We start from the raw sequence: 11,455 nt of genomic DNA on the forward strand, positions 1-11,455 counted from the left end.
TGACCGGGAAGGTTTGCCGGTCACAGCACTAGCCGAGGGCACGTCCCAGCAGATAGAGCACCGGCGCCGCCGCCGTCAGGGGCAAGGCCACCCCCGCCGTGAAGTGGACGAAGCGGGACGGATAGTCGTAGGAGGCGACCCGGTGCCCGATCAGGGCGCAGACGCCCGCGGCCAGTCCGAGGAAGGCTCCGGAGGTGCCCAGGCCCGTGGGGCCGCCCATCGCGATGCCCGCGCCCGCCGCGGCCAGCAGGGCCACCACCACGGAGACCGCCGTCGGCAGCGGCAGCGCCCGCGCCAGGACCGTCACGGCGACCGCGACGGCGCCCACCGTGACGGCGTCCGGCACGGCGGCGAGATAGCCGGTGGCGACGATCGACAGGGCCGAGGAGGCGACGGTCGCCATCAGCCCCTGCATCCGGGTGTCCGGATCGGCGTGCGAGCGCAGTTGCAGCACCAGGGCCAGCAGGACCCAGACGCCGAGGGTGCCGAGGATGGCGGCGGGCGCGTTCTCGCGGCCGGCCACCAGCAGCGCGATGTCCGCGGTGACCGCACCCAGGAACGCCAGTGCGATGCCCTGCCGGGCGGGCCACATGCCGTTCAGCCGGAACCATCCGGCGGCCGTCACCCCCTGGAGGATCACCAGCGGTACCACCAGGGCGTACGTCCCGAGGGCCGCGGCCCCCGCGAGCAGCGCCCCGAGGACCGCGGTGAGGACCGCGGGCTGCAGCCCGGGTTCGATGATCGGCGAGCGTCCCTCCAGCCGGGCGCGCTGGTTGGCGGGCAGGGCGGAGAGGTCGACCGGGGGCGCCTCGGGTGCCGCCGTCCGGGTGGCACCGGCCTCCGGGGCCGCGGTGTGGGCGGGGTGGCCGAGGCCGTCGGCGCCGGCCGCCGCCCAGCCGTGCTGCGGCCCGTACCCCGGCGTCCGCGGCGGCATCGGCTGCCCGGGCTCGTGGGGCTGCCCCTCCCGGCGCTGCGCATAAGGCTGCTGCTGGGGGTGCGGCTGCGGACGACCGGCCTGCGGGCCGTGGGCGTTCGGGTCGTACCACCCCTGCTGGGGCCCCGACTGCTGCGGCCGGCCCTGCTGCCGGTAGGGGTCGTACCCCGCGTCGTAGCCCTCGTACGGCTGGTTGCTCATCGCTTCGCTCATCCTCCTGCGAACGGCGGGAGCACCTCGACCGTGCCGCCCTCGGCCAGCCGTACCGTCTCATGCGCACGGGTCCCGACGGGATCACCGTCCACGAGGAAGGAGCATCGCCGCAGGACGCGGACGAGTTCGCCGGGGTGTCGACCGCGGGCGGCGTCCAGGGCCTCCGCCAGCGTGGTCGCGTCGTACGGCTCCTCGTCGGTGCCGGCCGCGGCCTTGGCGGCGGCCCAGTAACGCACCGTGCCCTTTGCCATCTGCTTCCTCAACTCGGTTGTGGTGAACACGGTCAGGCTAGTGCCTCGCCGGGCGCCTGCCCGCGCGCGAGGCCGCCCATCCGCCGATCCGGGCCAGCAGCGCGTCGTCGCTGGCGTGCTCGGCATGACCCATGCCCGGCTCCAGCCACAGTTCGGCGTGGCCGGCGGCGGCCTCGGCCAGCATCCGGGGGTGGTCGAGGGGGAAATAGCTGTCCTGGTCCCCGTGCACGATCAGCAGGGGCGTCGGCGCGATCAGGGGCACCGACTCCACGGGCGAGGCGGGTACCGGGTCCCAGACGCGGTGGTCGATCCGGGTGCGCATCCCGTAGCGGCCCACCAGACGTCCCTCGGGCCGCAGCACCAGCCAGTGCAGCCGCCGCATGGGGGCGGTGCCCCGGTAGAACCACCGGGCGGGGGCGCTGACGGCCACCACCGCGTCGGTGCCGGCGCCCTCCTCGTGCCGTGCCGCATGCCGCAGCACCACCGATCCGCCCATCGAGAAGCCGACCGTGACCACCCGCGTATGACCCAGCTCGCGCGCCCACCGCACCGCGGCCGCCAGGTCGAGCACCTCGCGGTCGCCGACCGTCGATCTGCCGCCCGACGCCCCGTGGCCCCGGAAGGAGAAGGTGACCACCGCACCGTAGCGGGCCAGGACGTCCGCCGCCCGGCGGACATGGGGCCGCTCCAGATCGCCCGTGAAGCCGTGCGCGACGACGATCGCAAGGTCCCCCGGGGCGTCGGAGGCAACGCCTCCGGTGCCGTGCGCCACGGCGGCCCCCGGGTCGTGGGCGGCGTCGATCCGCACCCCGTCGGCCGTGCGCAGAAACGTCCGCAGACGGCCGCGGTGGTACGCCCCGGGACGCGGACGAACGGCGAATCGTCCGATATGACCTGCCGGACCGTTACTCATGTGGGCTATTCTGCTGGGCAGAGGACTCGGGCAGCGCAGCCCCCGGGTCCTTTTGTGCTTTCGGAGGTGCCGCGCCGAGGCGGGAGACCGCTCAGGTACGGGACACCGGGACACGGGAGGTGCCCCCATCGCAGGGACCGAGGAGGAACCAGACGTCATGGGTGAGCGAACCGCGCACGGACAGAAGACGGCTCGGGCAGGGGGATCCCCCCGGCTCGGACACGGCCTGGAGGCCCGGGGAGGGATGCGATGAGTTCTCTGCTGCTCCTCACCAACGCCCTCGAGCCGTCGGCCCAGGTGCTCCCCGCCCTCGGCCTGCTCCTGCACCAGGTGCGGGTGGCCCCGGCGGAGGGCCCCGCCCTCATCGACATCCCGAGCGCCGACGCCGTCCTGGTCGACGGGCGGCGCGATCTCCCCCAGGTGCGCAGCCTGTGCCAGCTGCTGCGGTCCACGGGACCCGGCTGTCCCCTGCTCCTGATCGTCACCGAGGGCGGACTCGCGGCCGTCACCGCCGACTGGGGCATCGACGACGTCCTGCTGGACACCGCGGGACCCGCCGAGGTGGAGGCCCGGCTGCGGCTGGCCCTGGGCCGCCGACAGATCACGGACGACTCCCCCATGGAGATCCGCACCGGCGACCTGTCCGTGGACGAGGCGACCTACAGCGCCAAGCTCAAGGGCCGCGTCCTCGATCTGACCTTCAAGGAGTTCGAGCTGCTGAAGTACCTCGCGCAGCACCCGGGCCGCGTCTTCACCCGCGCCCAGCTCCTCCAGGAGGTCTGGGGCTACGACTACTTCGGCGGCACCCGCACGGTCGATGTGCATGTACGGCGGCTGCGCGCCAAGCTCGGCCCCGAGCACGAGTCGCTGATCGGCACGGTCCGCAACGTGGGCTACCGCTTTGTGACCCCCGAGAAGCCGGACCGCTCAGGTACGGGCGGCTCCCGGTCGGGCGGCGCCGGCCGGGAGGAGACGACGAAGACCGAATCGAGCCACCCGAAAACGGAGGAATCGGACGAGACGTCACCGCGCTCGGCGACCGAGGTCGCGGCCGAGGCCTAGAAGTCACTGTCGCCGGGCCCCGGAATCGGCGTATTCCCTGCCCAGAGCCGGTCCATCCGCGTAGACTCCGCGCGTGGCCAAGGTGACTCGGGACGATGTGGCACGACTGGCGGGGACGTCCACCGCCGTCGTGAGCTATGTCATCAACAACGGACCCCGGCCGGTGGCACCGGCCACGCGAGAGCGGGTCCTCGCCGCGATCAAGGAACTGGGGTACCGGCCCGACCGGGTCGCCCAGGCCATGGCGTCGCGGCGCACGGACCTCATAGGCATGATCGTGCCCGATGCCCGCCAGCCCTTCTTCGGGGAGATGGCGCACGCCGTGGAGCAGGCCGCCGCCGAGCGCGGAAAGATGGTGCTGGTCGGCAACTCCGACTATGTGGCCGAGCGCGAGGTCCACTATCTGCGGGCCTTCCTCGGCATGCGCGTCTCCGGGCTGATCCTGGTCAGCCATGCGCTCAGCGACCACGCCGCCGCCGAGATCGAGGCATGGGACGCCCGGGTGGTGCTGCTGCACGAGCGGCCCGAGGCGATCGACGACGTCGCGGTGGTCACGGATGACCTCGGGGGCGCCCAGCTCGCCGTCCGCCACCTCCTGGAGCACGGCCACCCCTATGTCGCCTGCATGGGCGGCACCGCGGAGACCCCGGCGGTCGGCGACCCGGTCTCCGACCATGTCGAGGGCTGGCAGCGCGCCATGCAGGAGGCCGGGATCCCCACCGAGGGCCGGCTCTTCCAGGCGCCCTACAACCGCTATGACGCCTACCGGGTGAGCCTCGAACTGCTGTCCGGACCGAACCGTCCCCCGGCCATCTTCTGCTCCACCGACGACCAGGCGATCGGTGTGCTGCGGGCGGCGCGGGAGCTGCGCATCGACGTCCCCGAGGAGCTGGCCGTGGCCGGCTTCGACGACGTCAAGGAGGCGGCCCTCACGGACCCGCCGATGACGACCGTCGCCTCGGACCGGTCCGGGATGGCCCGCGCGGCCGTCGACCTGGTGCTGGACGACGGGCTGCGGGTCGCGGGGTCGCGCAGGGAGCGGCTGAAGCTGTTTCCGTCGCGGCTGGTGGTACGGCGCTCCTGCGGATGCGACTAGGGCGTCCTCCCGTGACCCGCCGACGGGTCACGAGCGTCGCGTGTCACCACGGCGTCCCCAGGGTCCGCAGGACCTCGGGTTCCGCGCGGCCGAGCCGCCTTTACATCGGACATACGCGGTTCTGTCGGGCTTCTCAGGGGTGATTCAGCCGGTTCTCATGATCGCGGGACATTCTCTCTTACATGACCGAGAGCTTCCGCAGCAGCGGCGAGAACGAGTACCCCCAGGGGGCCGGGCAGCAGTTCCCGCACCCCGACCAGCAGTACGTCTCGTCTTCCGTGAACCCCACCTGGCCGCCCCCTCCCTCGTACGCGCCGGCCCAGCCGGTGGCCACACCGGAGAAGCGCGCCAGGGGTCCGCTCGCCCTCCTCGCCGCCGTGGCGATCGTCGCCGCGGCGATAGGCGGCGGCACCGCCTACGGCATCCAGGAGCTGACCGGCAAGAACACGGTCACCTCCAGCTCCACCAGTGCCGCCGTGGTGCCCACGGGCAAGCGGGGCACGGTGGCCGGGGTGGCCGCGGCGGTCAGCCCGAGCATCGTGGAGATCAGCGCCACCTCGGCCGACGGCAGGTCCACCGGCTCCGGAGTGATCGTCACCGACGCCGGCGAGATCATCACCAACAACCACGTGGTCTCCGGCGCCTCCACCATCAAGGTCACGACCAGCAGCGGCGCCTCCTACACCGCACAGGTGGTCGGCACCGACAGCAGGAAGGACCTGGCGCTGATCAAGGTGCGGGGGGCCTCCGGTCTGAAGGCCGCCACGCTCGGCGACTCCGACGGGCTCCAGGTCGGTGACCAGGTCGTCGCGATCGGCTCCCCCGAGGGCCTGTCCGGCACCGTCACCAGCGGCATCGTCTCCGCCCTCGACCGGGACGTCACCGTCTCGACCGACGAGGGCCAGGCACCGAGCCAGGGCGACGGCCGGTGGCCCTTCGAGTTCGGTGGCCGCCAGTTCAACGGCGACACCGGCAACTCCACCACGACCTACAAGGCGATCCAGACGGACGCGTCCCTGAACCCGGGCAACTCCGGCGGCGCCCTGATCGATATGAACGGCAACATCATCGGCGTCAACTCGGCGATGTACTCGGCCGGTTCGGACTCGACATCGTCGAGTGCGGGCAGTGTCGGCCTGGGCTTCGCCATCCCGATCAACACCGTGAAGGCCGACCTGGCGACGCTGCGCTCCGGCTCCCAGAGCTGAACGCGCACCCGCCGGGCGTTGGGTAAGGAGTACGACATGATCAAGCAGGTTCTCCACGAGGCGACCGCTCCCGTCGGCCCGGCCCGGGTCTCCCTGGCCCTCGCCGTGGCGTACGAACTGCACGCGCCCGTCTCCCGCACGCTCGAGACGGACGAGCTCTCGGCCCCCGAGACCCGGGTGGCGGAGGTGGCGGTCCCGCAGCTGATGGGCCTGCGCACCAGCGCCGCCCGCACCCACCGCCGCAAGGTCCCGCTGAACCGCCTGACCGCCGTACTGGGCTGACCCGTACGCCGTACGGTCCCCAGCGGTCCCGAGTCGCTCCTTGCCGTCCGAGCAGGGAAACGTGCGAGGCTGAAAGTGTCCAGCCCCGACCGATCGCACCTTGAGGAACTCCACATCCATGAGCCCCGCCGAAGGCGACCGTGAATCCCAGCGCATCCTGATCGTCGACGACGAGCCGGCCGTGCGCGAAGCACTCCAGCGCAGCCTCGCCTTCGAGGGCTATGCCACCGAGGTCGCCATGGACGGCGCGGACGCGCTGGAGAAGGCGACCGCATATCAGCCGGACCTGGTCGTCCTGGACATCCAGATGCCGCGCATGGACGGTCTGACCGCGGCACGCCGGATGCGCGGCGCGGGCAGTACCACGCCCATCCTGATGCTCACGGCCCGTGACACGGTCGGCGACCGTGTCACCGGCCTCGACGCCGGAGCCGACGACTACCTGGTCAAGCCGTTCGAACTGGACGAGCTGTTCGCCCGTATCCGCGCCCTGCTGCGCCGCAGCTCGTACGCGGCCGCGGCGGTCGGCGCCTCCGAGAACGAGGCACTGACCTTCGCCGACCTCCGGATGGACCTGGCGACCCGCGAGGTCACCCGGGGCGGGCGGCCGGTGGAGCTGACCCGCACCGAGTTCACGCTCCTGGAGATGTTCATGGCCCATCCGCGCCAGGTGCTGACCCGTGAGCAGATCCTGAAGGCGGTGTGGGGCTTCGACTTCGAGCCGTCGTCGAACTCCCTGGACGTCTATGTGATGTATCTGCGCCGTAAGACCGAGGCGGGCGGCGAGCCGCGACTGGTGCACACGGTCCGCGGGGTGGGCTATGTCCTGCGGCAGGGCGGCGCCGAGTGATCCGACGGTTCCGTTCCCTCCCGCTCCGCTCCCGGCTGGCCCTGCTGGTGGCGGCGGCGGTGGCCTTCGGGGTGGCCGCGGTGTCGATGAGCTGCTGGTTCGTCGTCCAGGGCAAGCTGTACGAGCAGGTGGACAACGATCTTCAGAAGTCGGCGGCCAGGCCGCAGGAGTACTCCAAGGTGCTGGGCACCCTGGCCAGCTGTCCCCAGTCCCCCGAGTCGGACGCCGGTGACTTCCGGGTCCGCGAGAACTACTACCTCCAGCTGGTCAAGGCGGACGGCGCCAGCTGCCTCTCCGCGCAGTCCATGGGCATGGTCAAGATCTCCGACGCCGACAAGGACGTGATCCGGAGCGCGGCCAGCGGCAAGGGGATCCTCCGCAACGGCACGGACACCAAGGGCAACGACGTACGGGTGCTGACCGTGCCCCTGGTGGTCACCACCGGCAGCATCGGCCAGCCCCGGCTGTACCCGGACACCGCGCTCCTGGTGGCGGTGCCGCTCAAGAGCACCCAGAGCACCCTCAAGGACCTGGCCCTGCTGCTGCTGGTCGTCTCCGGCGTGGGAGTGATCGGCGCCGGTGCGGTCGGCCTGGCCGTGGCCCGCGCGGGACTGCGCCCCGTCGACAAGCTCACCGAGGCCGTCGAGCACATCGCCAGAACCGAGGACCTGACCACCCACATTCCGGTGGACCGGCACAGCGAGGACGAGATCGCCCGGCTGTCCCGCTCCTTCAACTCGATGACCTCGGCCCTGGCCAGCTCCCGTGAACTCCAGCAGCAGCTGATCGCGGACGCCGGCCACGAGCTGCGTACGCCCCTGACCTCGCTGCGCACCAACATCGAGCTCCTCACCCGCAGCGAGGAGACGGGCCGCCCCCTGCCCCCGGCGGACCGCGCGGCACTGCTGGTCTCGGTGAAGGCCCAGATGTCCGAACTGGCCGCGCTCATCGGCGATCTGCAGGAACTGTCACGGCCGGAGCAGGGTCAGCACGCGGAGCGGACCCAGGTGCTGGAGTGGCAGGACATCGTCGAGGAGGCGCTGCGAAGGGTCCGGCTGCGCGGCCCGGAGCTGACGATCACGGCGGATCTCAAGCCCTGGTACGTCCGGGCGGAGCCGGCCACGCTGGAGCGGGCGATGGTGAACATCCTGGACAACGCGGTGAAGTTCAGCCCCGAGGGCGGCACGGTCGAGGTCGCCCTGGCGGACGGTGTCCTGACGGTCCGCGACCACGGCCCCGGCATCGCGGCCGAGGAACTTCCGCATGTCTTCGACCGCTTCTGGCGCTCCCCGAGCGCCAGGGCACTGCCCGGCTCGGGTCTCGGACTGTCGATCGTGGCCCGCACGGTCCAGGGGGCCGGCGGTGAGGTGTCCCTGACCCGCGCGGACGGCGGTGGCACGCTGGCGACCGTACGACTGCCCGGGGCGCCCGTCCCCCCGCCGGACACGCCACCGGAGACGGTGCCGGGCGGACTTTCCTGAGCCGCGGCCGGCGCTCCGCGGGTTCGGCCCGGCCCCCGGCGGCTAGGGGCGAAGGCCGCTTCGGCGGCCCCTGATCTCCGGATCGTGCCGGGCTGGCCGGCGCCGGAGGCGCTCTCCTCGGGGCGGAAACGGCGCGGCCCGTCCCCGCCGACGGACGCCGGCGGACGCGAGGAGCGTCCGGGGAACGTCATCGGACGGGGACGGGCCGACGATCACTTGACGATCGTGATCCGGTCCGCCTTCGGGACCGCGTACGGCGCCGTGGCCGAGGAGTTGCCCTTCAGGTACGCCTCGAGCGCCGCCAGGTCGTCCGAGCCGATCAGCATGTTCTTGCCGTTGCCGAGCTCGGTGAAGCCGTCGCCGCCGCCCGCGAGGAAGGAGTTCATCGCGACACGGTAGGTGGCCGCCGGGTCGATCGGCTTGCCGTTCAGCTTGATCGAGTCCACGGCCACACGCGCGGCACCCGACTTGGTCAGGTCCAGCGTGTAGGTCAGGCCCTCGGAGATCTGCAGGATCTTCGGCGCGGCCTCGTTCGCACCGCTGACCTGCTGCTGCAGCGCGGTGATCACCTGGGCACCGGTCAGGCTGACCAGGTTCACGGTGTTGGCGAACGGCTGGACCGTGAACGCCTCCCCGTACGTCACGACACCGTCTCCCTCGGCACCGCTCGCGGGGTAGGTGAGCGGGGCGCGGATGCCGCCCGGGTTCATCAGGGCGAGCTCGGTCGTGGGGTCGAGCGACTTGGCGTGAGCGAGCTGCGCGTCGGCGATCAGGTCGCCGAGCGGGGACTCGGTGCCCTCGACACCGATCTCACCGGCGATGTAGCCGATGGGCCGCGACGCGATGGGAGCCGCGATCACGTTCCACTTGTTGATCAGGGCGGTGATGTCGGCCGCCTTGGCGACGTCACGGGTGACCACGTGGTTCGCGGAGGCGACCGCGGTACGGGCGATGTCGCCGGTCTTCCGGTCGTACGTCAGCGTGGTGTCGGTGTACAGCCGGCCGAACGAGGACGCCGAGGTCACCATGCGGGGCTGGCCCGCCGGGTCTTTGATCGTGCAGACGTACGCCTGGTGGGTGTGGCCGGTGACCAGCGCGTCCACCGCCGGGGAGACACGCTTGGCGATGTCGACGATCGGGCCGGAGATGCCGTCGCCCGGGCCCGGGCTGTCGCAGTTGTAGTTGTAGTCGCCCGACACGGGCACGCCGCCCTCGTGGATCAGGGCGACGATCGACTGGACGCCCTTCTTCTGGAGCTCCTTGGCGTACTTGTTGATCGTCTCGACCTCGTCGCCGAACTTCAGGCCCTTGACGCCCTCCGCGGTGACGATGTTCGGCGTGCCCTTGAGCGTCACACCGATGAAGCCGATCTTGACGTCCTTCTTGTGCCAGATGAAGTACGGGTCGAGGAGCGGCTTGCCACTCTTCTCGTCCGTCACATTGGCGGTCAGGTAGGGGAAGTCCGCTCCGCGGAACTTGTCCTTGCCCTTGGTGTAACAGCCGTCCTGCGGGTGGCAGCCGCCCTTCCGCAGACGGGCCAGTTCCTTGGCGCCCTCGTCGAACTCGTGGTTGCCGACGCTGGTGACGTCCAGGTTCAGAGCGTTGAGCGCCTCGATGGTCGGCTCGTCGTGGAAGAGCCCGGAGAGCAGCGGCGAGGCGCCGACCATGTCACCGGCCGCGGCCGTGACGGAGAAGTCGTGGCCCTTGCGGGCCTTCCGCAGGTGCGTGGCGAGGTACTCGACACCGCCCGCGTCGATGGTCTTGACGGTGCCGTCCTTCTGCACCTCGGTGACCCGGCCCGAGGAACCGGCCGGCGGCTCCAGGTTGCCGTGCAGATCGTTGAAGGACAGCAGCTGCACGTCCTGGTAACGCTTGTCGTTCTTCGGCCCGTTGCCGTTGGCCATGGCCGGCAGCGCCGCCACCAGGGCACCGACGGTGGCCAGACCCGCTCCGACCCCGAGAACGCGGTGGAGCCGTCGTCTACGACGGGATGAGGGAGGCATGAGCCCTCCTGTGTGAAGTGTGTATGTGGGTAGCCCGGGATGCAGGGCCGGGCCGCCCGTGTGAGCTGTCCGAAATTGCGCTGCAAAGGCCCTGCGCAGGATAGAGTCAACGCGCGTAGCAAAACAGGGGTTTCCGGGTTACGAGCAGATTGCCTTTGCCTCCCCTTTCCGGTGTGCGCCCTTTACCCTCGTACTCATGACCAGCGACGACACCGCCCGCCCGGCATCGCCCCGCTCCATCGACACCGTCCTGGAGCTCTCTCCCGAGCAGGCCGAGGCCGTGCTCGCGCTGCTCGCGGAGGCCGCCCGCGTCGACGGACAGCAGGCCGTGTCCGAACAGGGGCGGCTGCAGCTGCGCGGCGGGCGACGAGAAGGCGTGTCCCATCTTCTGCTGACGGTCGGCGACATGCTCGTCGGATACGCCCAGCTGGAGGACACCGATCCGGTGGAGGCCCCGGCCGCCGAGCTGGTCGTGCACCCCGCCCACCGTGGCCATGGCCACGGCCGGGCGCTCGGCTCCGCCCTGCTCGCCGCCTCCGGCAAGCGACTGCGGGTGTGGGCGCACGGCGGCCACTCCGCGGCCCGGCATCTGGCCCAGGTCCTCGGACTCACCCTCTTCCGCGAACTGCGCCAGCTGCGCCGCCCGTTGACCGGTCTCGACCTGCCCGAGCCGAAGCTGCCCGAGGGCGTCACCGTGCGCCCCTTCGTCTCCGGCCGGGACGACGAGGCCTGGCTCGCCGTCAATGCGGCGGCCTTCGCCCACCACCCCGAGCAGGGCTCCCTCAGCCAGCGCGATCTCGACGACCGCAAGGCCGAGGCGTGGTTCGACCCGGAGGGCTTCTTTCTCGCGGAGCGCGAGAACGCCCGGGGCACCGAACTCGTCGGCTTCCACTGGACCAAGGTCCACGCGGAGGAGCAGCTCGGCGAGGTGTACGTCCTCGGCGTCCGCCCCGGATCCCAGGGCGGGGGCCTCGGCCGTGCCCTCACCACGATCGGTCTGCGCCACCTCGCCGCCCAGGGCCTCCCGACCGCCATGCTGTATGTGGACGCGGACAACAAGGCGGCGCTCGCCGTCTATGAGCGGCTGGGCTTCCTCACCCATGAGACGGATCTGATGTACCGGACGGAGACCTGAGCGACGGCCGCCGAGGCCGTGGGTGCC

Annotated in this window: 11 protein-coding genes; 7 read left to right on the top strand and 4 right to left on the bottom strand. The window is 71.5% G+C overall.

Translation table 11 applies throughout. The annotated features are described in order from the left end of the window. Positions 1–28 precede the first annotated feature (28 nt). From CP978_RS16235 to CP978_RS16245, 3 genes are read right to left on the bottom strand one after another with little or no spacing between them, the layout of a single operon-like run. Positions 29–1,135: a hypothetical protein gene (locus CP978_RS16235; protein WP_150478233.1), complete on the bottom strand. Its 1,107-nt coding sequence runs from the start codon at positions 1,133–1,135 to the stop codon at positions 29–31. Between the two features lie 8 nt (positions 1,136–1,143). Next, a complete protein-coding gene (locus CP978_RS16240; RefSeq protein WP_043441585.1) occupies positions 1,144–1,398 on the bottom strand; it encodes a MoaD/ThiS family protein in 255 nt (84 codons plus the stop codon). Positions 1,399–1,435: 37 nt separating this feature from the next. Beyond that, positions 1,436–2,311 carry an alpha/beta hydrolase gene (locus CP978_RS16245; protein ID WP_052454144.1) on the bottom strand — a complete coding sequence of 292 codons (876 nt, stop codon included), beginning with the start codon at positions 2,309–2,311 and terminating at the stop codon, positions 1,436–1,438. A 249-nt stretch (positions 2,312–2,560) separates the two neighbouring features. On the opposite strand from CP978_RS16245, the gene CP978_RS16250 reads away from it, so the two are divergent. The 6 genes from CP978_RS16250 to CP978_RS16275 all read left to right on the top strand — a co-directional run bounded on the left by CP978_RS16250 (position 2,561) and on the right by CP978_RS16275 (position 8,290). Further along, on the top strand, positions 2,561–3,373 hold the full coding sequence (locus tag CP978_RS16250) for a response regulator transcription factor (RefSeq protein ID WP_043441588.1): 813 nt from the start codon (positions 2,561–2,563) through the stop codon (positions 3,371–3,373). 73 nt (positions 3,374–3,446) lie between these two features. Then, positions 3,447–4,469: a LacI family DNA-binding transcriptional regulator gene (locus CP978_RS16255; protein WP_079162174.1), complete on the top strand. Its 1,023-nt coding sequence runs from the start codon at positions 3,447–3,449 to the stop codon at positions 4,467–4,469. Between the two features lie 182 nt (positions 4,470–4,651). Continuing rightward, the gene (locus tag CP978_RS16260) at positions 4,652–5,677 is read left to right on the top strand and encodes a S1C family serine protease (protein WP_043441593.1); all 1,026 of its coding nucleotides are present in this window, start codon (positions 4,652–4,654) and stop codon (positions 5,675–5,677) included. Between the two features lie 36 nt (positions 5,678–5,713). Continuing rightward, positions 5,714–5,959: a hypothetical protein gene (locus CP978_RS16265; RefSeq protein WP_043441594.1), complete on the top strand. Its 246-nt coding sequence runs from the start codon at positions 5,714–5,716 to the stop codon at positions 5,957–5,959. 118 nt (positions 5,960–6,077) lie between these two features. Next, positions 6,078–6,809, top strand: coding sequence for a response regulator transcription factor (locus CP978_RS16270; RefSeq protein ID WP_043441597.1), 732 nt, complete (start codon positions 6,078–6,080; stop codon positions 6,807–6,809). Then, positions 6,806–8,290 (top strand): sensor histidine kinase, encoded by a 1,485-nt coding sequence (locus CP978_RS16275; RefSeq protein WP_043441599.1) that lies wholly within the window; start codon positions 6,806–6,808, stop codon positions 8,288–8,290. Before CP978_RS16270 ends, CP978_RS16275 begins: the two co-directional genes overlap by 4 nt. 212 nt (positions 8,291–8,502) lie before the next feature. Here CP978_RS16275 and CP978_RS16280 read toward each other — a convergent pair whose 3' ends face one another. Then, positions 8,503–10,293 carry a bifunctional metallophosphatase/5'-nucleotidase gene (locus tag CP978_RS16280; RefSeq protein ID WP_043441601.1) on the bottom strand — a complete coding sequence of 597 codons (1,791 nt, stop codon included), beginning with the start codon at positions 10,291–10,293 and terminating at the stop codon, positions 8,503–8,505. A 196-nt stretch (positions 10,294–10,489) separates the two neighbouring features. Here CP978_RS16280 and mshD point away from each other — a divergent pair, with 196 nt between their 5' ends. Then, positions 10,490–11,428, top strand: coding sequence for a mycothiol synthase (gene mshD / locus CP978_RS16285; RefSeq protein ID WP_043441604.1), 939 nt, complete (start codon positions 10,490–10,492; stop codon positions 11,426–11,428). Positions 11,429–11,455: the final 27 nt, after the last annotated feature.

Origin of the sequence: Streptomyces nodosus, assembly GCF_008704995.1 — a bacterium.
Classification (GTDB): Bacteria; Actinomycetota; Actinomycetes; order Streptomycetales; family Streptomycetaceae; genus Streptomyces; species Streptomyces nodosus.

What these genes read in the sequence shown, in the direction of transcription:
- CP978_RS16245 (WP_052454144.1), bottom strand. Translation starts at nt 2,311, where the DNA reads ATGAGTAACGGTCCGGCAGGTCATATCGGACGATTCGCCGTTCGTCCG.
- CP978_RS16270 (WP_043441597.1), top strand. Translation starts at nt 6,078, where the DNA reads ATGAGCCCCGCCGAAGGCGACCGTGAATCCCAGCGCATCCTGATCGTC.
- CP978_RS16240 (WP_043441585.1), bottom strand. Translation starts at nt 1,398, where the DNA reads ATGGCAAAGGGCACGGTGCGTTACTGGGCCGCCGCCAAGGCCGCGGCC.
- CP978_RS16250 (WP_043441588.1), top strand. Translation starts at nt 2,561, where the DNA reads ATGAGTTCTCTGCTGCTCCTCACCAACGCCCTCGAGCCGTCGGCCCAG.
- mshD (WP_043441604.1), top strand. Translation starts at nt 10,490, where the DNA reads ATGACCAGCGACGACACCGCCCGCCCGGCATCGCCCCGCTCCATCGAC.
- CP978_RS16280 (WP_043441601.1), bottom strand. Translation starts at nt 10,293, where the DNA reads ATGCCTCCCTCATCCCGTCGTAGACGACGGCTCCACCGCGTTCTCGGG.
- CP978_RS16265 (WP_043441594.1), top strand. Translation starts at nt 5,714, where the DNA reads ATGATCAAGCAGGTTCTCCACGAGGCGACCGCTCCCGTCGGCCCGGCC.
- CP978_RS16260 (WP_043441593.1), top strand. Translation starts at nt 4,652, where the DNA reads ATGACCGAGAGCTTCCGCAGCAGCGGCGAGAACGAGTACCCCCAGGGG.
- CP978_RS16235 (WP_150478233.1), bottom strand. Translation starts at nt 1,135, where the DNA reads ATGAGCAACCAGCCGTACGAGGGCTACGACGCGGGGTACGACCCCTAC.